Annotated in this window: 17 protein-coding genes; all 17 read right to left on the reverse strand. The window is 68.1% G+C overall.

Annotation, left to right across the window (positions count from 1 at the left end; genetic code table 11):
- Positions 1-56: 56 nt before the first annotated feature.
- The 17 genes from P1K89_RS07715 to P1K89_RS07795 all read right to left on the reverse strand — a co-directional run bounded on the left by P1K89_RS07715 (position 57) and on the right by P1K89_RS07795 (position 21,826).
- Positions 57-872 carry an MlaA family lipoprotein gene (locus tag P1K89_RS07715; RefSeq protein WP_284615797.1) on the reverse strand — a complete coding sequence of 272 codons (816 nt, stop codon included), beginning with the start codon at positions 870-872 and terminating at the stop codon, positions 57-59.
- Positions 869-1,366, reverse strand: a complete 498-nt coding sequence (gene mlaD / locus P1K89_RS07720; protein WP_284615798.1) for an outer membrane lipid asymmetry maintenance protein MlaD — start codon at positions 1,364-1,366, stop codon at positions 869-871. Before mlaD ends, P1K89_RS07715 begins: the two co-directional genes overlap by 4 nt.
- Positions 1,367-1,384: 18 nt before the next feature.
- Positions 1,385-2,164 carry a lipid asymmetry maintenance ABC transporter permease subunit MlaE gene (gene mlaE / locus P1K89_RS07725; protein WP_284615799.1) on the reverse strand — a complete coding sequence of 260 codons (780 nt, stop codon included), beginning with the start codon at positions 2,162-2,164 and terminating at the stop codon, positions 1,385-1,387.
- A 73-nt stretch (positions 2,165-2,237) separates the two neighbouring features.
- Positions 2,238-3,056 (reverse strand): ABC transporter ATP-binding protein, encoded by an 819-nt coding sequence (locus tag P1K89_RS07730; RefSeq protein ID WP_284615800.1) that lies wholly within the window; start codon positions 3,054-3,056, stop codon positions 2,238-2,240.
- Between the two features lie 206 nt (positions 3,057-3,262).
- Positions 3,263-4,549 carry a S1C family serine protease gene (locus P1K89_RS07735; protein ID WP_284615801.1) on the reverse strand — a complete coding sequence of 429 codons (1,287 nt, stop codon included), beginning with the start codon at positions 4,547-4,549 and terminating at the stop codon, positions 3,263-3,265.
- A 91-nt stretch (positions 4,550-4,640) separates the two neighbouring features.
- Positions 4,641-6,119 (reverse strand): glutamate synthase subunit beta, encoded by a 1,479-nt coding sequence (locus P1K89_RS07740; protein ID WP_284615802.1) that lies wholly within the window; start codon positions 6,117-6,119, stop codon positions 4,641-4,643.
- Between the two features lie 36 nt (positions 6,120-6,155).
- Positions 6,156-10,916, reverse strand: a complete 4,761-nt coding sequence (locus tag P1K89_RS07745; protein WP_284615803.1) for a glutamate synthase-related protein — start codon at positions 10,914-10,916, stop codon at positions 6,156-6,158.
- 129 nt (positions 10,917-11,045) lie between these two features.
- The gene (locus P1K89_RS07750) at positions 11,046-11,723 is read right to left on the reverse strand and encodes a transposase (protein ID WP_284615804.1); all 678 of its coding nucleotides are present in this window, start codon (positions 11,721-11,723) and stop codon (positions 11,046-11,048) included.
- Between the two features lie 41 nt (positions 11,724-11,764).
- On the reverse strand, positions 11,765-12,907 hold the full coding sequence (locus tag P1K89_RS07755; RefSeq protein WP_284615805.1) for a deoxyguanosinetriphosphate triphosphohydrolase: 1,143 nt from the start codon (positions 12,905-12,907) through the stop codon (positions 11,765-11,767).
- A 5-nt stretch (positions 12,908-12,912) separates the two neighbouring features.
- Positions 12,913-14,019, reverse strand: coding sequence for a 3-dehydroquinate synthase (gene aroB / locus P1K89_RS07760; protein ID WP_284615806.1), 1,107 nt, complete (start codon positions 14,017-14,019; stop codon positions 12,913-12,915).
- 81 nt (positions 14,020-14,100) lie between these two features.
- Positions 14,101-14,670, reverse strand: coding sequence for a shikimate kinase (locus P1K89_RS07765; RefSeq protein ID WP_284615807.1), 570 nt, complete (start codon positions 14,668-14,670; stop codon positions 14,101-14,103).
- A 4-nt stretch (positions 14,671-14,674) separates the two neighbouring features.
- Positions 14,675-16,708: an Ig-like domain-containing protein gene (locus P1K89_RS07770; protein WP_284615808.1), complete on the reverse strand. Its 2,034-nt coding sequence runs from the start codon at positions 16,706-16,708 to the stop codon at positions 14,675-14,677.
- A gap of 12 nt (positions 16,709-16,720) precedes the next feature.
- Positions 16,721-18,883 carry a type IV pilus secretin PilQ gene (locus P1K89_RS07775; protein WP_284615809.1) on the reverse strand — a complete coding sequence of 721 codons (2,163 nt, stop codon included), beginning with the start codon at positions 18,881-18,883 and terminating at the stop codon, positions 16,721-16,723.
- The gene (locus P1K89_RS07780) at positions 18,880-19,422 is read right to left on the reverse strand and encodes a pilus assembly protein PilP (protein ID WP_284615810.1); all 543 of its coding nucleotides are present in this window, start codon (positions 19,420-19,422) and stop codon (positions 18,880-18,882) included. The genes P1K89_RS07775 and P1K89_RS07780 overlap by 4 nt, the downstream gene beginning before the upstream one ends.
- A complete protein-coding gene (locus P1K89_RS07785) occupies positions 19,419-20,111 on the reverse strand; it encodes a type IV pilus inner membrane component PilO (protein WP_284616335.1) in 693 nt (230 codons plus the stop codon). Before P1K89_RS07785 ends, P1K89_RS07780 begins: the two co-directional genes overlap by 4 nt.
- Before the next feature lie 9 nt (positions 20,112-20,120).
- A complete protein-coding gene (locus P1K89_RS07790; RefSeq protein ID WP_284615811.1) occupies positions 20,121-20,759 on the reverse strand; it encodes a PilN domain-containing protein in 639 nt (212 codons plus the stop codon).
- The gene (locus tag P1K89_RS07795; RefSeq protein WP_284616336.1) at positions 20,756-21,826 is read right to left on the reverse strand and encodes a pilus assembly protein PilM; all 1,071 of its coding nucleotides are present in this window, start codon (positions 21,824-21,826) and stop codon (positions 20,756-20,758) included. The genes P1K89_RS07790 and P1K89_RS07795 overlap by 4 nt, the downstream gene beginning before the upstream one ends.
- Between the last annotated feature and the right edge of the window lie 78 nt (positions 21,827-21,904).

The raw sequence follows: 21,904 nt of genomic DNA on the forward strand, positions 1-21,904 counted from the left end.
CCTTTCATGCGGGCGGGTCGGCCCGAGCACCACAACGCTGCAAGGCTGCGTTCGGTTCACTTCGCCGGCTTGGGTTCCGCCGGCTTCGCCTGGGCAGCCTTCGGCTCGTCAGGCTTTGTTTCTTCGTCGTCGGGCGGATCGCCGTCGTAGACCTGGCTGCGGCGGCGCGCCAGGTAACCGTCGCGCAACAGGATGTATTTGTCGAGCGCGACATCGTCGAGCACCTTCGATGCGCTGAGCAGGCGGCTGCGGGTGCTGATCAGCTGCAGCACCGTCGCGCCGTTCTGGTCACGCACTTCCTTGAAGACGAGGTTGCCCGGCGAGGCCTTCATGTCCACCGGCAGCGCCGCGGTGTCACGCAGGGTCGACGGGCCCAGCAGCGGCAGCACGACGTAGGGGCCGTTGCCGACGCCCCAGACCGCGAGCGTCTGCCCGAAGTCTTCCGACTGCTTCGACAGGCCGATCTCCTCGCCGATGTCGAGGAAACCGAACAAGCCGAACACGGTGTTGGTGGCAACGCGCATGCCCATCTCGAGCGCCGCCTTGGGCTTGGCCTGCAGCACGAGGTTGACCGTCGACCAGGCATCGCCCAGGTTGCCGAACATGTTGTCGACACCGGTGCGAACGAACTCCGGCACCACGGCGCGGTAGGCCTGCGCCACCGGCTTCAGCACGGCGGTGTCGACCGCCTCGTTGAAATCGAAGACTCGGCGGTTGAAGCGCTCCCACGGGTCGGCAGGGGAACTCGGGGCGGCCGCATCGGCCTGCGCGGCCGATCCGCCGCCTTGCGCCGGCACCGTGCTGCAGCCGCCCAGCACGAACAGCGCTGCCAGCAGCACGCCCAGCATGCCGCGTCGGAGCAGGCGGCTCATTTCGGGCTCCCCGTCGCGCCGCCGTTGCCGGCGGCCCCGGCGTCGGCCGCCTTGTTGAACAGGAACTGGCCGATCAGGTTCTCCAGCACGACGGCGGACTGCGTCTGGCTGACCACATCGCCGCCGGCCAGATTCTTCTCGTCGCCGCCGGGTTCCAGGCCGACGTACTGGTCGCCGAGCAGGCCGGCCGTCAGGATCTTGGCCGAGCTGTCCTTCGGGAAGACGTACTGGCTGTCGATCTCCAGCGTCACGACGCCCTGGTAGGTCTTCGGGTCGAGCCCGATGCGGACCACCCGCCCCACCGACACGCCAGCGCTGCGCACCGGCGCGCGCACCTTCAGGCCACCGATGTTGTCGAAGCGCGCGCTCACGCGGTAGACGTCGCGGTGGCCGAAGTTCGCGAGGTTCGCGGCCTTCAAGGCCAGGAACAGCAAGGCCACGACGCCGAGCAGCACGAACAGCCCGACCAGTGTCTCGATTCCTCTCTTGCCCATCTTGATTCCCTTGCAGCTCTACGGCGTCGAGAACATCAACGCCGTGAGGATGAAGTCCATGCCCAGCACCGCGAGCGACGAGAACACCACCGTGCGTGTCGTCGCATAGGCCACGCCTTCCGGGGTGGCCTGCGTCTCGTAGCCCTGGTACAGGGCGACGAAGGTGCAGATGACGCCGAACACCGCGCTCTTGACCAGGCCGTTGCCGATGTCGCGCCAGACGTCGACCCCCGATTGCTGGATCGACCAGAAGTTGCCGGCGTCGATGCCGATCAGCGCAACCGCGACGACCCAGGCGCCGAGGATGCCGATGGTCGAGAACAGGATCGCCAGGATCGGCATCGCGACGACGCCGCCGAGGAAACGCGGCGCGAGCACGCGCGCACGCGGATCGATCGCCATCAGCTCCATCGCGGCGAGCTGCTCGCCGGCCTTCATCAGGCCGATCTCGGCGGTCAGCGACGTGCCCGCCCGGCCGGCGAAGAGCAGCGCGGTAACGACCGGACCGAGCTCGCGCACCAGCGACAGGTTGACCACCAGGCCCAGCGACTCGGCGGCGCCGTAGCGCACCAGCGCGTAGTACATCTGCAGCGCCAGCACGAAACCGACGGCCAGGCCCGACGAGAGCATGATGACCAGCGACCGGTTGCCGATGGCATGCACTTGCGTGATCACCAGCATCGGCCGCCGCAGCGCGGCCGGCAGCGCCTTCATCAGCTCGACGAGGAACAGCGCCGCATGGCCCCAGTTGCCCAGCACCTTCAACGCGCGCGCGCCCAGCGGCGCGAGCCAGTTCATGGATGCCTCCTGCAGCCCGCCGGGCCGGCCCCCCCCGAGGGGAGCGAGCATGCCCGCAACGGCCGGTGGGCGCTCATTGCACGCGCTCCACGCCGAAGTCCTTCGCCAGCTCTGGCGCGGGATAGTGGAACTTGACCGGCCCATCCGGCTCGCCGCGCACGAACTGGCGCACCTCCGGGTCCATCGAGTCCATCAGCTCCTTCGGCGTGCCCTCGGCGACGATGCGGCCGGGCGCGGCCATCAGCACCACCCAGTCGCTGATCGCCATGCACTCCGGCACGTCATGCGACACCACCAGCGACGTCGCGCCGGTGATGTCGTTGAGCGTGCGGATCAGCTGCGCGGCGACACCCATCGAGATCAGGTCCAGCCCGGCGAAGGGCTCGTCGTACATGATCAGCTCGGGATCGAGTGCGATCGCGCGCGCCAGCGCGACACGCCGCGCCATGCCGCCGGAGACCTCGGCAATGCGCAGCGGCGCCGCACCGCGCAGGCCCACGGCATTGAGTTTCATCAGCACGATGTCGCGGATCAGCGATTCGGGCAGGTCGGTCATCTCCCGCAGCGGGAAGGCGACGTTCTCGAACACCGTGAGGTCGGTGAACAGCGCCCCGAACTGGAACAGCATGCCCAGCCGCTTGCGCAGCCGGTACAGCTGCTGCCGGTCGCGCGCATTGATCACCTCGCCGTCGAAGACCACGCGCCCGCTGCTCGCGGCATGCACGCCGCCGATCAGCCGCAGCAAGGTCGTCTTGCCGCAGCCCGAACCCCCCAGGATGGCCGTGACCTTGCCGCGCGGAAAGCGCAGGTTCACGTCCTTCAGGATGGTGCGACTCGCGTCGTAGCCGAAGCTGACGTGGTCGATCTCGATCAGGGCGGGGTCGGCGTTCAAGGGTCCGGCGGGCGGGCCTGCCGGCCCTTTTCATGTGTGAAATCATTGTCGCACGCCGAGTTTTCCCGTAAGGATTTGCCCCGATCAAGCGGCGGCACGCGTTGTGACGGCGCCGCGGAAAGGCACCAAATGCAACGGGCCGCGCAAGCGGCCCGTCATCGCATTCGTGCTTCGATCCGGAGGGCCGTGGCCCGCCGGCGGTCCGCTCAGTCGCTCGAGATGTCGATGGACAGCGTGTCGAGCGCCTCGCGTATCGGGACGAACAGGTTGATGCCTGCCGTGCCGCTGCCGATGCCGCGCGACGTCAGCCCGATCGCGGCGCCGTGTGCGCCGATCAACGGGCCGCCGCTGCTGCCGGGCAGGATCTTGACGTCGCTCTGCAGCCAGCGCTGCTGCCCGACCATGCGCGTGCCGCTCAGCACGCCGCGCGTCACGGTGGTGGCGAACGACTCGCCGAGCGGCGAGCCGATCGCGTAGACGTCTTCGCCGGCCTGGACCTCGTCGGCACGCACGCTGATGGCCGCCAGCGTGACCGGCTCGGTCTTGACGAGCGCGACGTCCCGCGCGCGATCGCTGCGCATGACCTCGCCGACCAGCGTGCGTCCATTCGCGAGCTTGACCTTCAGGAACCTGGCATCGCCGACGACGTGGTGGTTGGTCAGCAGGTAGCCGTCGGCATGGATGTAGAAGCCGCTGCCCGTGCCGGTGCCGCTTTGCAGCGTCACGACCGCCGACTGCAGCTGCGGCATGCGATCCTGCGCCGAGGGCTCGCCTGCTCCGGCTGCGTGCGCGATGCGCAGGCGCGGCGGGCCCGCGGGCGCCGCCGCGACGATCGACGGATCGATGGGCTTGCGCGCGAGCTCCGAGAACGCCGGATCCGCCAGCAGGTTGCGTGCCGCCATGGCCACCGCGCGCTGGATGGCCGTGACCAGCGACAACTTGTCGTTGCTGCCGACCTGGATGGAGCCCTCGGTGGTCAGGCTGAAGACGGTCTTCTGCTGCCGCGGCGAGAACAGCTCCCAGGCCATCTGGAGCCAGACACCCCCTTCGACCACCTTGTCGCGTTCGCAGACTTCGATCTGCACGTCCTTGAAGAGCACGCCGACCTCGTAGTCGGCCGCCGCCGGCGCCGCCGGCGTCGCGAACACCGAGTCCTGCGTGGCCGGCTTCGGATAGCCGGCCGCCACCAGCTCGGCCGCCACGATGCGGCCGGCGTCGCGCGTCAGCAGGCTCCCGAGCGTGGGCGTGAAGCGCGCTTCGTTGCTGGTGCCGCAGAACCAGCCGGTCTGCAGCGTGCCGATCCTGGCATTGGTGGCACGGACGACCAGCTTGCGGAAGACGACGCTCGGCGCACCGGGTTGAGCCGCGACGACGATCGGCTCACGCGGCTCCGCGGCCTTGACCTTGGGCAAGTCCGCGCCGGCCGCCAGCAGCGGGGTGACGAGGGTGACGAGCGCAGCGGATGCGCGGGCGATGCGCGAGACGGTATTCAAGAAGCCTCCCTGGGTGATCTCCGGCGGACTTTCGGCCGCCGGCGGGAAGACTTGAAGGCCGCGACGGGCCCGGCGTGAAGTCCGACCGTGCTCAGCGCGGCAAAGTCGAGCTGCCCATCAGGAATTCGTCGACCGCCCTCGCAGCCTGGCGGCCTTCGCGGATCGCCCAGACGACCAGCGACTGGCCGCGCCGCATGTCGCCGGCGGCGAACACCTTGTCGACGTTGGTCTTGTAGCTGGCGGTGCCGTCGGTGGTCGCGCGCGCGTTGCCGCGGTTGTCCTTGTCGACGCCGAAGGCCTCGAGGATGGTGCCGACCGGGTTCGTGAAGCCCATCGCCAGCAGCACGAGGTCGGCCTTCCATTCCTTCTCGGAGCCGGGCACCTCGATCATCTTGCCGCCCTGCCACTCGACCTGCACCGTCTTCAGGCCCACCACGCGCCCCTTGTCCTTGCCGGTGCCGGCGATGAACTCCTTGGTGGCGATGGCGAAGGTGCGCTCGCAGCCTTCCTCGTGGCTGGAGCTGGTGCGCAGCTTGTACGGCCAGTACGGCCAGGTCAGCGGCCGGTTCTCTTCTTCCGGCGGCTGCGGCATCAGCTCGAACTGCGTGACGCTGGCCGCGCCATGGCGGTTGCTGGTGCCGACGCAGTCGCTGCCGGTGTCGCCGCCGCCGATCACGATGACGTGCTTGCCCGTCGCCATGATCTGGCCCTTGACCTTGTCGCCGGCGATCACCTTGTTCTGCTGCGGCAGGAACTCCATCGCGAAATGCACGCCGTCGAGCTGGCGACCCGGCACCGGCAGGTCGCGGCTGGCCTCGGCGCCGCCGGTCAGCACGATGGCGTCGAAGCTCGCCTTCAACTCGTCGGCCGAGACGATCTTCGTGGCGTCGTTGGTGACCTTGCTGCCCTCGGGCAGGTGGCCCACCAGCACGCCGGTGCGGAACACGACGCCTTCGGCCTCCATCTGCGCGATGCGGCGGTCGATGTGCGACTTCTCCATCTTGAAGTCGGGGATGCCGTAGCGCAGCAGGCCGCCGATGCGGCTGTTCTTCTCGAACACCGTCACGTCGTGGCCGGCGCGCGCGAGCTGCTGCGCGGCCGCCATGCCGGCCGGGCCCGAGCCGACCACCGCCACCTTCTTGCCCGTCTTCGCCTTCGGCGGCTGCGGCTTCACCCAGCCCTCGGCCCAGGCGCGGTCGATGATCGCGTGTTCGATCGACTTGATGCCCACCGGATCGTCGTTGACGTTCAGCGTGCAGGCCGCCTCGCAGGGTGCCGGGCAGATGCGGCCGGTGAACTCGGGGAAGTTGTTGGTCGAGTGCAGCACGGTGATCGCGTTGCGCCAGTCGCCGCGGTACACCAGGTCGTTGAAGTCCGGGATGATGTTGTTGACCGGGCAGCCCGAGTTGCAGAACGGCGTGCCGCAATCCATGCAGCGCGCGCCCTGGACCTTGGCCTGCTCGTTGTTCAGCCCGATGACGAACTCTTTGTAGTTCTTGACGCGCTGGGGCACGGGCTCGTAGCCCTCCTCCACGCGCTCGTATTCCATGAAGCCGGTGACTTTGCCCATCGTCGTGATTCCTTGATTCGTGTCCGGGGCTGACGCTTACTTGGCGGGCACGCCCTTGGCGGCCTTGCCGCTGTCGGCGGTGGTGGCCTTGGCCTTGGCGATCGTCGCGTCCGACTCGCGGGCGGCGTTGATCTCGCCGAGCGCGCGCTTGTATTCGGACGGGAACACCTTGACGAAGCGGCCGCGTGCGTTCGCCCAGTCGTCGAGGATCTCGCGCGCGCGCAGCGAGCCGGTCCAGCGGTGATGCTGCTCGACCAGCGACTTCAGCAGCGTCTCGTCGGCCTCGTCCTTGTGCCAGATCGCGCGGTCGATCGTCGCCACCTGCTCGGCCTTCGGCAGCACCTTGTCGAGCGTGACCATCGAGGTGTTGCAGCGTCGGGCGAACTGGCCGTCCTCGTCGTAGACGTAGGCGATGCCGCCCGACATGCCGGCGGCGAAGTTGCGGCCCGTCTTGCCGAGCACGACCACGGTGCCGCCGGTCATGTACTCGCAGCCGTGGTCGCCGGTGCCTTCGACGACCGCCGTCGCGCCGGACAGGCGCACCGCGAATCGTTCGCCGGCGACGCCGCGGAAGAAGGCCTCGCCGCTGGTCGCGCCGTACAGCGCGGTATTGCCGATGATGATGTTCTTCGTCGCGTCGCCACGGAAGTCGATGCTCGGGCGCACGGTGATGCGGCCGCCCGACAGGCCCTTGCCGGTGTAGTCGTTGGCATCGCCGATCAGGTAGAAGGTGATGCCGCTGGCCAGGAACGCGCCGAAGCTCTGGCCGCCGGTGCCTTCCATCTGGATGAAGATGGTCTGGTCCGGCAGGCCCTCGGGCCGGTGGCGCACCAGCTCGCCGGACAGCATCGCGCCGACCGAGCGGTTGACGTTGCGCGCCTCCTCCATGAAGTGCACCTTCTCGCCGCGCTCGATCGCCGGCTTGCAGCGTTCGATCAGCTTGACGTCCAGCGCCTTGCCGAGCCCGTGGTCCTGCTGCTCGACGTGATAACGCGCGACGTCGGCGGGCACCTGCGGCTGGTGGAAGACGCGGGCGAAGTCCAGGCCCTTGGCCTTCCAGTGCTCGATCCCCTTCCTGGTGTCGAGCAGGTCGGCGCGGCCGATCAGCTCGTCGAAGGTGCGGATGCCCAGCTGCGCCATGATCTGGCGCGCTTCCTCGGCGACGAAGAAGAAGTAGTTGACGACGTGCTCGGGCTTGCCGGTGAACTTCGCGCGCAGCACCGGGTCCTGCGTCGCCACCCCGACCGGGCAGGTGTTCAGGTGGCACTTGCGCATCATGATGCAGCCCTCGACGACCAGCGGCGCGGTCGCGAAGCCGAACTCGTCGGCGCCCAGCAGCGCGCCGATCACGACGTCGCGGCCGGTCTTCATCTGGCCGTCGGCCTGCACGCGCACGCGGCTGCGCAGGCGGTTCAGCACCAGCGTCTGCTGGGTTTCGGCCAGGCCCAGCTCCCACGGCGTGCCCGCGTGCTTGATCGACGACCACGGCGACGCGCCGGTGCCGCCGTCATGGCCGGCGATCACGACATGGTCGGCCTTGCACTTGGTGACGCCGGCGGCGATGGTGCCGACGCCGACCTCGGACACCAGCTTCACGCTGACCGAAGCGCGCGGGTTGGCGTTCTTCAGGTCGTGGATCAGCTGCGCCAGGTCCTCGATCGAGTAGATGTCGTGGTGCGGCGGCGGGCTGATCAGGCCGACGCCCGGCACCGAGTAGCGCAGGAAGCCGATGTACTCGCTGACCTTGCCGCCGGGCAGCTGGCCGCCCTCGCCGGGCTTCGCGCCCTGCGCCATCTTGATCTGGATCTGGTCGGCCGACACGAGGTACTCGGTCGTCACGCCAAAGCGGCCGGAGGCCACCTGCTTGATCTTCGAGCGCAGGCTGTCGCCGTCCTTCATCACGTAGTCGGCCGCGATGACCTTCGTGCCGATGACGTCGGAGACCTTGGTGCCGTCGGTGATCTTGATGCCCTTGAGCTCGTTGCGATAACGCGCCGGATCCTCGCCACCTTCGCCGGTGTTGCTCTTGCCGCCGATGCGGTTCATCGCCAGCGCCAGCGTCGAGTGGGCCTCGGTGCTGATCGAGCCGAGCGACATCGCACCGGTCGCGAAGCGCTTGACGATCTCGGCGGCGGGTTCGACCTCCTCGACCGGGATCGCCTTGCGCTGGTCGATCTTGAACTCGAACAGGCCGCGCAAGGTCATGTGGCGCCTGCTCTGGTCGTTGATCAGCTGCGCGTACTCCTTGTACGTCTCGAACTTGCCCGAGCGCGTGCTGTGCTGCAGCTTGGCGATCGCGTCCGGCGTCCACATGTGCTCCTCGCCGCGCGTGCGCCAGGCGTATTCGCCGCCGGCGTCGAGCATCGACTGAAGCACCGGGTCGTCGCCGAAGGCCGCGATGTGCGTGCGCAGCGCCTCTTCGGCGACTTCGAAGACGCCGATGCCGCCGACCTGGCTGGCCGTGCCGCGGAAGTACTTCTGCACGAAGTTCGGCTCCAGGCCGATGGCCTCGAAGAGCTGCGCGCCGCAGTAGGACATGTAGGTCGACACGCCCATCTTGGACATGATCTTCGACAGCCCCTTGCCGATCGCCTTGATGTAGTTGTAGATCGCCTTCTCGGCCGACAGCTGGCCCGGCAGCGAGTGGTGCAGGTCGACCAGCGTCTCGAGCGCCAGGTAGGGATGCACGGCTTCCGCGCCGTAGCCCGCGAGGACCGCGAAGTGGTGCACCTCGCGCGCCGAACCGGTCTCGACGACGAGGCCGGCGGTGGTGCGCAGGCCCTCGCGCACCAGGTGGTGGTGGATCGCGGACAGCGCCAGCAGCGCGGGGATCGCGACCTGCGTGCGGCTCATGCGCCGGTCGGTGATGACCAGGATGTTGTGGCCGGTCTTGATCGCATCGACCGCCTCGGCGCACAGCGACGCCAGCTTGGCCTCGACACCTTCACGGCCCCACGACAGCGGGTAGGTGATGTCGATCTCGTGCGTCTTGAACTTGCCGTGGGTGTGCTGCTCGATCGCGCGCAGGCGCGCCATGTCGTCGAAATCGAGCACCGGCTGGTGCACCTCGAGGCGCATCGGCGGGTTCACCGCGTTGATGTCCAGCAGGTTCGGCTTCGGGCCGATGAAGCTGTTCAGGCTCATCACGATCGCTTCGCGGATCGGATCGATCGGCGGGTTCGTGACCTGCGCGAACAGCTGCTTGAAATAGTTGAACAGCGGCTTGTTCTTGTCCGACAGCACCGCGAGCGGCGAATCGTTGCCCATCGAGCCGATGCCTTCTTCGCCGGCGGTGGCCATCGGCGCGAGCAGGAACTTCAGGTCCTCCTGCGTGTAGCCGAAGGCCTGCTGGCGGTCGAGCAGGCTCTCATCGAACGGGCTGGGGCCGGCGGTGACCTCGATGGTGTCGAGGCGGATGCGCACGTTCTCGATCCACTGGCGGTAGGGCTTGGCGAACGCGAACTGGTTCTTCAGTTCCTCGTCGTCGACGATGCGGCCCTGCTCGAGGTCGATCAGGAACATCTTGCCCGGCTGCAGGCGCCACTTCTTGACGATCTTGTTCTCGGGGATCGGCAGCACGCCGGACTCCGAGGCCATCACGACGAGGTCGTCGTCGGTGACGATGTAGCGCGCCGGGCGCAGGCCGTTGCGGTCGAGCGTGGCGCCGATCTGCTTGCCGTCGGTGAAGACCATCGCCGCCGGGCCGTCCCACGGCTCCAGCATCGCGGCGTGGTACTCGTAGAACGCGCGGCGGCGTTCGTCCATCAGTTCGTGCTGCTCCCAGGCCTCCGGGATCATCATCATCGCCGCGTGCGCGAGCGGGTAGCCCGACATCGTCAGCAGCTCGAGCGCGTTGTCGAAGGTGGCGGTGTCGCTCTGGCCCTCGAAGCTGATCGGGTAGAGCTTCTTCAGGTCGTCGCCGAGCACCGGCGACTTCATCACGCCCTCGCGGGCACGCATCCAGTTGAAGTTGCCCTTGACGGTGTTGATCTCGCCGTTGTGCGCCACCATGCGGTACGGGTGCGCGAGCGGCCACTCGGGGAAGGTATTGGTCGAGAAGCGCTGGTGCACCAGCGCCAGCGACGAGGTGACGCGCTCGTCCTGCAGGTCGAGGTAGTACTTGCCGACCTGGTCGGCCAGCAGCAGGCCCTTGTAGATCACCGTGCGGCAGCTCATGCTGGGCACGTAGTACTCGCGGCTGTGGGTGAGCTTGAGCGCCTGGATCGCGGCCGACGCGGTCTTGCGGATCACGTAGAGCTTGCGTTCCAGCGAGTCCGGCACGATCACGTCGGCGCCGCGGCCGATGAAGATCTGGCGGATCACCGGCTCCTTCGCGCGCACGGCCGGGCTCATCGGCATCTCGCGGTCCACCGGCACGTCGCGCCAACCGAGCAGCACCTGGCCTTCGGCCTTCACCGCGCGCTCGAGCTCCTGCTCGCAGGCCAGCCGCGAGGCATGCTCCTTCGGCAGGAAGATCATGCCGACGCCGTACTCGCCGGGCGGCGGCAGCTCGACGCCTTGCCGGGCCATCTCGGCCCGGTAGAACTCGTCCGGCAGCTGGATCAGGATGCCGGCGCCGTCGCCCATCAGCTTGTCGGCGCCGACGGCGCCGCGGTGGTCGAGGTTCTCGAGGATCTTGAGGCCCTGCTCGACGATGCCGTGCGCGCGCTGGCCCTTGATGTGGGCGACGAAGCCGACACCGCAGGCGTCTTTCTCGTTGGCAGGGTCGTACAGGCCGCGCTGCGCGAGCGCTTCGATTTCAGTGCGGGACGCAGGTCCCTGGACGGCATCGCTCACGGCGCGCTCCTTCGAAAGGTCGTTCGGGCCGGAGGTTACTGCAGCGCAGCAAAGCGCTCAAGCTGAAATTTTGGGGTCTGACCCTATTTAATTGTTTTCAGAATGCCAATGCGATTAAATGGGGTCATATCACTCAGCTGCGGTCGTTGCCTTCCGCGGTCGACCGCGCGGCCGCGGCTGCATGGGGCGCCCGGTGTGTTCGGCCAACTGCGCAAGAAACGCGCCGTCGCCCACCGCCCAGCCCTTGTGCACGGCGGCGGCGAGTTGCTCGCTGCGCCGGGCGGACAGGCCCTCGTCCAGTCGCCGGCGGTAGGCGAGCTCGCGGTCGAACGGGGTGTTGCCCAGGCGCCAGTACTCGGCGCAGTCCGCCAGCACGGCATCGCGGCGGGATCCGAGATGGTGCGGGGCGCTCGTCCAGCCGCTGTCGGCCGGCGCCTGGCTGTCGATGAACAGCAGGCCATCGAGCACCGCGGCACCCGGCTGCAGAACTGTCGCCCGGTAGCGGCCGTCCCACAGGCCACCGCGCCGGCCGTGACGCCGGTTGTATGCGCTCACGTACCGCCGGCCGAGCGCCTGGACGAACAGGCTCAGCCCGTCTGTGTGCACCGGTGTCGCCAGCAGGTAGACCTGCGGCTCCAGCAGGGCGTAGGCATGCAGCGCGACCTGGTGCTGGGCGGCGGCCTCGCGCGACACCTGCAGGAAGGCCACCCGGTCGGGCTCGTCGACGAAGAGTGGCACGCCCTCGAGCGCCCGCAGCGACAGCAGGTGCACATGACCCGCCAGCGCGAGCCGGGTCAGCCGGGCCATCACCGCCTCATCCGCATCGCCCGCAAGCGCGAGCGCCGGGCCTACGCGCCCGCCGCACCGAAGGCCTCGCGGCCGGTCAGGCGGCGGTGCTCGCGGGCCGCGAAGCGATCGGTCATGCCGGCGATGTAGTCGGCCACCGCGCGAGCGAGGTCCTCGCGGCGCGCGAAGTCCGCTGGCATCTCCGCCGGACGTTCGAGGTAGGTCGCAAACAGCTCGCGCACCACGTCGCGCGCGGCACCCGTCGTGGCCATCACCTGCGGATGCCGGTAGAGCGCGCGCATCAGGAAGCGCTTGAGCTCGACGATCTCGCTGCGCAAGGCGGGACTGAAGCGGATCAGGGGCCCCATCGATCGTGCGGCCCCCGCATCGGCCGGGGCGGCTTCGGCCAGGCGTTCGGCGCTGCTGTCGATCACGTCGTGCACCTGCTCGGACAGCATGCGCCGGATCACCTCGAAGAGCAGGCGCCGGCCCGCGAGCTGCGGATGCGCCTGCAGCGCCGCTGCATGGTGGCGCTGCAGCAGCGGCACGGCCTGCAGCTGTTCGGGCTGCAGCAGCCCCGATCGCACGCCGTCGTCGACGTCGTGCGCGTTGTAGGCGATCTCGTCGGCCAGGTTCGTCAGCTGCGCCTCGAGGCTGGGCTGGGTGCCGTCGAGGAAACGGCGGGCGACACCACCGGGTTCGATCGCTTCGAGGCGCTCGGCGTCGCTGCGGGCGCAGTGCTTCAGGATGCCCTCGCGGCTCTCGAAGCTGAGGTTCAGGCCGTCGAAGTCGGGGTAGCGCTGCTCCAGCAGGTCGACCACGCGCAGGCTCTGCAGGTTGTGCTCGAAGCCGCCGTGCCCGCGCATGCACTCGTGCAACGCGTCCTGTCCGGCATGGCCGAAGGGCGTGTGGCCGAGGTCGTGGGCCAGCGCGATCGCTTCGACGAGGTCCTCGTTCAGGCCCAGGCCACGGGCGATCGAGCGGCCGAGCTGCGCGACCTCGATCGAGTGCGTGAGCCGCGTGCGGAACAGGTCGCCTTCATGGTTGACGAAGACCTGCGTCTTGTAGACCAGGCGCCGGAACGCGGTGCTGTGCACGATGCGATCGCGGTCGCGCTGGTAGTCGTCGCGCAGCCGCGCCGGCGCCTCGGCATGTCGCCGGCGGCGCGACTGCGCCGGGTGGCTCGCGTAGCGTGCCAGCGCCATCGCGATCAGCCGCGGGCGGTGTGCGCCTCGATCGACTCGGCCACCAGCGCATCGGGCGCGGCGCGCATCACCGCGCGGCCCAGGCCATCGAGCAGCACGAAGCGGATCTCGCCGCCTTCGGCCTTCTTGTCGACGCGCATCAGCGCCAGCCAGCGTTCGATGGGCATCCTCGGTGCTTCGACCGGCAGCCCGGCGCGGCCGATCAGCGTGCGCAGCCGGTCGAACAGCGGGCGATCGATCCGCCCCAGCCGCATCGAGAGCGCCGCGGCGAGCACCATGCCGCAACCCACCGCTTCGCCGTGCAGCCACTCGCCGTAGCCGAGCCCGGCCTCGATCGCATGGCCGAAGGTGTGGCCGAAGTTGAGGATCGCGCGCAGGCCGGCCTCGCGTTCGTCCTGGCCGACGACCCCCGCCTTGATCTCGCACGAGCGCTTGACCGCGTGGGCCAGCGCGTTGCTGTCGAGCGCAAGCAGGTCATCCAGGGACGTCTCGAGCCAGTCCAGGAAGGCGGCGTCGGCGATCGGGCCGTACTTGATGATCTCCGCCAGGCCCGCGGACAGCTCGCGCCGCGGCAGTGTCGCCAGCACATCGAGATCGCAGACCACGCGCGCCGGCTGGTAGAAGGCGCCGACCATGTTCTTGCCGAGCGGATGGTTGATCGCGGTCTTGCCGCCCACCGACGAATCGACCTGCGCAAGCAGCGTCGTCGGCACCTGCACGAAGGGCACGCCCCTCATGTAGCAGGCCGCGGCAAAACCGGTCATGTCGCCGACCACGCCGCCGCCGAGGGCGTAGAGCACAGTCTTGCGGTCGCAGCCCGCTTCGAGCAGCACGTCGAAGATGCGGTTCAGCGTCTGCCAGTCCTTGTGCACCTCCCCGTCGGGCAGCTCGACCCGCAGCACGCGCCGATGGTTCGACCGCAGTCGCGCGGCCAGGCGGTCGCCGTAGAGCGGGCCGACGGTGGTGTTGGTGACGATCAGCGCGTCGGCCGAACGGGGCAAGCCGGCCCAGGCGGCGTCGTCGGCCAGCAGGCCCTGGCCGATCAGGATCTGGTAGCTGCGGTCGCCGAGCTCGATCGGCACCTGCTGCGTCTGAGCGCTGTGCGTTTGCATGCCGGGAGTGTAGAGGCCGCGCCTGTGGAGCCCCGCCCGCACTGGCGCGCCGCCGCCATCGGTCGCTGACCCGAAGCGCCGTCAGGACTGCGGCGGCATCGGCGTGCGGCCGATCGTCGCCGGCACGCGGCCGGGATCGATCAGTCCGGCGAGCTCGAGCTGCATCAGGATCATGTTGACCAGCGTCGGCACCGTCGGCCGGCCGGTTTCGATGACGTACTGGGCCGCGGCGCGGTAGAGCGGGTCGCGCTCGCGGTACAGGTCGCGCAGGCGGCGCAGCGGGTCGTTCACCTGCAGCAAGGGGCGCTGCGTGTCGTGCCGCACGCGCCGGAACAGCTCTTCCGGTGTCGAACGCAGGTAGACCACCGCGCCGGCCTGGCTCAGCGCGCGCCGGTTCGTCTCCCGCAGCACCGCGCCACCGCCGGTGGCCAGCACGATCTCGGGTCGCGCGCAGAGTTCGGCGATGACCGACTCTTCCTGGTCGCGGAAGGCCGCTTCGCCGTGCCGGTCGAAGTAGGTCCGGATCGGCATGCCGATCCGGTGTTCGATCTCGGTGTCGCTGTCGACGAACGGCCGCCCGAGCTGTCGCGCGAGCTGCCGCCCGACCGTGGACTTGCCACAGCCGGGCATGCCGACCAACGCGATGGACACGCGGTCAGTTCGGGTTCGTGCAGAGCGCCGCTTCCGGCCCCGTGCTACCCGGCAGGCGGACCATCACGACGCCGCTCTCCTGGAGGCCGTAGGGGCTCTCGACGAACGACGGCGCCGCATTGGTGTTGTTCACCTCGGTGGCCGGCACGGGCAGGTCGCCGACGAAGTTGGCACGACCTTCCGTGCCCGCTACGCCCGCGGCGCCGATGACGAGATTGAAGCGGACCCACGAGGCGACGTTCTTCGGGTACTCCAGGCGCAGGACGACGGAGCCGCTGGTATTGGTGCGGCTGGCGCCTTCGAACGACACGGCGACGTCAGCCTTTCGCGGCTCCAGTGCCGGTCGGCCGTTGGTGAGGTTGAAGCTGTTGTTGGCATCCTCGACGACACCGTTGCTGAACACCTCGGCGACACCGTTGCGGTTCAGGTCCTCGTTGTCGCAGGTCTTCTTGATCACCTGGTTCCAGCGTTCGGTGCCCAGGGTCCAGAAGCCCTTCATGTACTGGAGCAGGTCCACCGTCGCGCTCACCTGCACGTCGGCCGCGGCCAAGCCGGACGAGTCGACGACCTGGACGACATACCGCTTCACGAACTTCAGCTTCGTGCTGTCTTCCTCGATCAGGTTGTTCGTGCCGATGGTGACCGACAGCGCCTGCGAGATGACCGTCAGCGTGGTCTTGGCCTCGTGCGGGCAGGTGCCTGCGGCGAAGTCCTCGGTGTGCCAGCATGCGCGCACGGTGACGCCATCCGTCGGGCTCAGCCGCGAGCCCGGCACGTAGGCGGTCGTCGCGACACCATTGGCGTCCGAGTACACCATCGTGGACCCGGACGTGAACGTGCCGCCGATCGACTGCTTGTCGCCGTCCAGGTCGAAGCGCACGCGAATGTTCTGCACCGGCGCGTTGTTGGCGGCAAGGAACAGCGCACGCACCGTCGCCTGGTTGTTGGTCGTCGCGGTGTTGACCGGAACCACGCTCGGGCTCGCCGAGACCGACGCCGACTGCACGGTGACCTGCACGGGATCGATCACCACCGCGCCGGACTGCACCTGGACCGTCGACACGGTCTCGACGCCCGCGGCGGAGGCGCGGATCGTCAGCGGACCGGTGATCGCCGGCGCGGTGTAGTTGTACTCGTAGTCCCCGTTCGCATTCGTCGTGCCGGGGGTCTGCACGCCGCCGGGGCCGGTCACGGTGATCGAGCGCTGGGTGATCGGATTGCCACTGACGTCGAGCAGACGGTACTGGACCTTGCCCGGCTGACCGACGGCGATCGCCGCAGGCAGCAGCGTCGACTTCAACTCCGCACCGGTGATCTGCAGCGTGGCGGTGCGCGACAGCGTGCCGCTGCTGGCGGTGACGACGACCGGCCGATTGCCCTTGTCCTCGCCGATGCTGATGTCGCCGCTGACCTTGCCGTCCGCATCCGTCACCGCGGCGCTGACCTTGATCGTCGCGCCGTTGTTGACGGCCAGCGTGACCGGGATGCCGGCGATCGTATTGCGGTTGCCGTCCACGGCCACCACGGTGGCCTTGACGACCTGGGTGCCCGAGTTGTTCAGCTGCGACGACGACAGCGACAGCGTCAGATCCGACGCCCCGTTGTTGCCCTCGACGACCTGCAGCGTCGCGGTCTTCGTCAGGCTGCCGCTGCGGGCCGTGATGGTGATGGTGCGCGGCGTGCGGTCGGAGCCGATGCCGATCTCGGCGACCAGCTTGCCATCGGCGCCGGTCTTGGCGCCGGGCACGGTCACGGTGGCGTTGCTGTCGGCGCTGACGGTGACGTCGGCATTCGCGACGGCGTTGTTGTTCGCGTCGAGCGCGGTAACGGTGGCGTTCACGGTCGCCGTGCTGCTGTTGGCGATCGTCGGCGAAGACAGCACCAGCACCAGACTGGAGACGGTCTGCGGATTGGTCGGGCCGACGAACGGCGTGCCGCCGCTGCCACCGCCGCCGCACGCGACGAGCAGCAGCGCCAGCATCGCGGCGAACCAGGTCCGCCAGGTCGTCAGGTGTCGGCCTGCTTGAGCAATCATCATGGGTAGGAACCTTTAGCGAGTGGCGGGCCGCTCGGTCACGATCTTCGGCGTGATGAAGATCAGCAGCTCCGTCTTGTCCGAAATCTTGGTGGTGTTGCGGAAGAGGTGTCCGAGGATCGGCACGTCGCCGAGGAAGGGCACCTTGTTGACGTCGGTTCGATCGTTCTGGGTGAAGATGCCGCCGATCACCACGGTGCCGCCGTTCTCCACCAGCACCTGCGTCTGCGCATGCTTGGTATTGATCGCCGGGCCGGCCGTCGTCAGCTCACCCCGGCTGTCCTTGGCGACGTCGAGGTTCATGATCACGCTGCCTTCGGGCGTGATCTGCGGCGTGACTTCGAGCCGCAGGCTGGCCTTCTTGAACTGGATCGACGTTGCGCCGCTCGAGGTGGCGACCTGGTACGGAATCTCTTCGCCCTGCTCGATGACCGCCTTGGTCTGGTCCGACGTGATGACGCGCGGGCTGGAAACGATCTTGCCCTTGCCGTCGGCTTCGAGCGCGGACAGCTCGAGGTTGAGCAAGCGGTTGGCGGACGGGCTGAACAAGGACAGCGCGATCGACGCCGCCGAGGCGGTGCCCAGCGCGCTGGCGTTGGCCGGCAGGTTGAGCATCTGCGTCTGCGCGAAGTCGAGCTTCTCGTCGATCAGGTTGAGCTGCTTGCCGGCGGTGGTGTAGTTGCTGCCGATCTGCACGTAGTTGCCGCCGCCCACCTTGTAGCCGGGGATGCCGCCCGACAGGCCCCGCAGGTCCACCGCGCCGAGCTTGACGCCCAGCGTGCGACCGAAGGTGTCCTCGGCTTCGACGATGCGCGCTTCGATCAGCACCTGCCGCACCGGAATGTCGATCTTGGCGATCAGCGCCTGGATCTCCTCGAGCTTCGACGGAATGTCGCTGACGAAGAGCTGGTTCGTGCGCGATTCCCAGATCACGCTGCCGCGCGCGGTGAGGATGCGTGTCGTCGCCGTACTGGCGCCGCCGCCCTGCGACTGGCCGGTCAGGCCCTTGGCGACTTCCTCGGCCTTCGTGTAGTTCAGCTGGAACGACTGCGTGCGCAGCGGTTCGAGCTCGGCGATCTTCTTCTTCGACTCGAGGTCGACCTGTTCCTTCGCCGCCAGTTCGTCCTTCGGCGCGATCCACAGCACGTTGCCGGTCTTGCGCACGCCGAGGCCCTTGCTCTGCATGATGATGTCGAGGGCCTGGTCCCAGGGCACGTCCTTCAGCCGCAGCGTGACGTTGCCGGTCACGGTGTCGCTGGTCACGACGTTGAAATTGGTGAAGTCGGCGATGACCTGCAGCAAGGCCCGGACTTCGATGTTCTGGAAGTTCAGCGACAGCTTCTCGCCGCTGTAGCCCGGGCCCTGCGTGAGCTTGTTCGGATCGACCTTCAGCGGCCGGACCTCGAGCACGAACTGGTTGTCGCTCTGGTAGGCGCTGTGTTCCCAGCTGCCGCGCGGTTCGACGACCATGCGCACGCGTTCGCCGCTCTGGAACGTGGCCACGCTGTGCACCGGCGTGCCGAAATCGGTCACGTCGAGGCGGCGTCGCAGGTTCTCCGGCAGGGTCGAGCGCAGGAACTCGACCACCAGGCTCTGCCCCTGTTGCTTGATGTCCACGCCCACCTGGGTGCTCGCGAGCGAGACGATGACCCGCCCTGCACCATCCGGACCGCGGCGGAAGTCGATGTCGCGCAGCGGCAGCGCTTCACGGTTCTGCGGGGATGCGAAATGCACGCTCTCGGAAGGCGCCGCCACGGCGGGCGCGCCGCCCGCCTCCAGCACCAGCAGGAGCGCCTTGCCCTGCAGTTCGGCGCGGTAGTTCGAGGCCTGGCGCAGGTTCAGCACGAGACGCGTGCGCTCGCCGGCCTGGGCGATGTTGACCGTGCGCAGATTGCCCTGGTTGACCTCGACGCTGGACCGTCCCATCGCATTGCCGACTCCCGGCAGATCGATCGCGATGCGCGGCGGCGTCTGCACCGAGAAGCCGTTGGGAATCGCCGTCAGCGGTGTCGTCAACTCGATGCGGACGACCTCGGCGCCGGCCTGTTGCGAAGTGGTGATCGACTGGATCGCGTTCTGTGCCAACGCGGCCAGCGGCGCGGCCAGCATCCATAGCCCGGCCACGAACCTCGCGCGCCACGTCTTGAGCATGTTGCGGTTCTCCTGCAGTTCTTTCATCGCGCCTTCTCCTGCAACTGGAGCGTGCTGGGGCGCTCGATCCATTCGCCGGCGGCGTCTTGCACGATCTCGCGCAGGGCCACCTCGGTCTCCGTGATGCGGGTGACCTTGCCGTAGTTCTGGCCCAGGTAGTCGCCCACCTTGACCTGATAGAGCAGGTTGTCCACCCTCAGCAGCGCGAATTGCTGGCCTCCGCGCGTCACGCTGCCGACCATGCTCATGCTGTCCGTCGGATAAGCCTCCAACGGCTCCTTGCGGCGGTTCATCTCCGACGCCAGCAACGAGTTCGGCTGACGCGCCTCCTGCTTCAACGCGACGCTGAGCTTCTGGTTGCTGAAGGGATCGACCGATTGCGCGCCGTTGTAGGGCGCGGGGTCGAACTTCTTCGGCGGCGTCAACGCCTGCACATTCGGCTTGACGTCGCGCCGCTGCTGTTCCATCCACGCGCCCAGGTCCTCTTCTTCGCCTGCGCACGCGGCCAGGAACACCGTCGCGAGCACCGGCACGAGCCAGCGCGACCTGCGGGCCGGAAGCTTCATTTCTTGGCTCCCTTCGCCTTCTCGGCCTTCTGCTTGCGAATCTCCGCGATCTCGTTCACATCGAGGTAGCGGTAGGTGCGCGCCGTCGCCTCCATCGTCAGCTTGCCGGACGCATCGCGCGGCGGCGCGCTGATGGTCAGGTTGTGCAGCGTGACGATGCGCGACAGGTTGGCGACGTCCGCAGCAAACGACCCGATGTCGTGGTACCGGCCGCTGACGCGCAAGGAGATCGGCAGTTCGGCGTAGTAGTCCTTCAGCTCGATCTGGCCCGGCCGGAAGAGTTCGAACTCGAGGCCTCGGCCGAGACCGGCCGTGTTGATGTCGGACAGCAGCGCGTCCATCTCGGCCTTGCCCGGCAGTTGCTTCTCGAGCTGGGTCACGTACTCCTGGACCTGCTGCTTCTGTTTGCGCAGTTCGGTCAGGTTGACGGCCTGCGCCCACTTGCTGCGGAAGTCCTGCTTGAGCTGCGGCTCCTTGGCGCGTTCGGCTTCGAGCTCGTCGTTGGCGGTCTGGACGAAGGCGAACCAACCCAGCCCCAGCACGACCAGTGCGGCGGCGGACCAGGTGGCGATCTTCGGCAGGATGGGCCATTGACCCGGTTCACGGGCATTCAGGCCCCGGAACTGGGAGCTGGCCTTGCTGAATGCGCTGTTGAGGTCGAGGCTGGCGGGTCGAGTGGTGGTGGCCATCATCGGTCCTCAGCTGGATTTGCCGGTGGGCCCGGATGCCGGTGCGGACGCCGCCGCCGGCGCCGATGCGGCACCCGGCTGCGTCAGCGACACGCGGATCGAGAAGTCATGCAGGCGGCGCTGCTGCTGGTCGCGCGCGGCGCCCGGCCCTGTCGGCTGGTTGACCGCCTTGATCTCGACCAGCTCCGGCCGCTTCAGCCATTGCGACTGGTTCGTGGTGTTGCGCAGCAGCTCGGACACGCGTTCGTTGGTCTGGGCGACGCCGGTGAGCGTGACGATCTCGCCCGCCTGCTTGATGGACGTGAAGTAGATCCCTTCCGGCGTGTAGCGCACCAGTTCGTCGAGCAGGTAGACCGGCACGTTGCGGTTCGTCTGCAGGTCCTCGACGGCCTTCTGCCGCGCCTTCAGGCTCTCGATTTCCTGGCGCAGTTCGGCGATGTCCTTGATCTGCGCATCCAGGCGCGTGATCTCGGCGCGCAGGAACTCGTTTCGCTGCTGCTGCACCGACGTCATGTGCTGCAGCACCAGCATCCAGATGCCGGCCGCCGCGATGCCCGCAACACCGGCAAGCCCCAGGCCGACGAAGAACGCACGCTTGCGCTGTCGCCGCTTTTCCTCGCGATGGGGCAGTAGGTTGATCAGGATCACTGCATGAACCTCCGCATCGCCAAGCCGCAGGCCGTCAGGTACGAGGGTGCGTCACGGCGGACCTTGGCCTCGCGCACCGTCGAGCCCAGCTTCATGTTCTCGAAGGGGTTGACCACCATCGAGGCGAAGCCCGTCAGCTCGGTGACCCGCTCCTTGAGGCCCGGCAGCGTGGCGGTGCCCCCGGCGAGCATCACGTAGTGCACCTTGTGGTGCGGCGTGCTGGTGAAGAAGTACTGCAGCGCCCGACCGATCTCCTGGGACAGGCTGTCGACGAAGGGGGACAGGATCACCGACTCGTAGTCCTCGGGCAGGTCACCGGCGAGCTTCTTCGCCTCCGCCTCCTCGAAGGAGAAGCCGTACTGGCGGGAGATCAGCTGCGTCAGCTGCGAACCACCGAAGGCCTGGTCGCGGTCGTACAGCATCTCCTCGTCGCGCAGCACCTTGAGGCTGGTGGTGTCGGCGCCGATCTCGAACAGGGCCACCAACGCGTCCTTGCCGGCGTTCGGCAGCGCACCGATGACCCGCGTCATCGCCAGGCGCGACGCATGCGATTCGATGTCCAACACCATCGGCTTCAGGCCGGCCGCTTCGGCCAGGCCCTGTCGATCCTGCACGCGATCCTTGCGCGAGGCCGCGATCAGCACCTCGACATCGCCGCCCGAGGTCGGGCTCGGCCCGATCACGCAGAAGTCGAGGCTCACCTCGTCGAGCGAGAACGGGATGTACTGGTTGGCCTCCGACTCGACCTGCAACTCGAGCTCTTCCTCGCGCAGGCCGGCCGGCAGCATGATCTTCTTCGTGATGACCGCCGACTGCGGCATCGCCATCGCCACGTGCTTGGTGCGGCTGCCGCTCTTCTGCACCAGCTTGCGCACGGCCTCGGCGACCTCGTCGAACTTCTCGATCTGGCCGTCGGTGATCCAGCCCTTCTCGAAGGGTTCGGAGGCAAAGCGCTCGACGACGTATTCGCCGTTGGCCGCCTGGCCGAGCTCGACGAGCTTGGCGCTCGACGAGCTGATGTCCAGCCCGATCATCGGCGCATGCTTGCGGCCCAGCAGCAGGTCCATGAAGCTCACGTGCGGTCTCCCAACGGGCGGAACTTGTCCAAACTGGGGCGGAATAGGTACAGCAATTTCTTAAGAAAT

This window comes from Aquabacterium humicola (assembly GCF_030167915.1).
GTDB classification, from domain to species: Bacteria; Pseudomonadota; Gammaproteobacteria; order Burkholderiales; family Burkholderiaceae_C; genus Pseudaquabacterium; species Pseudaquabacterium humicola.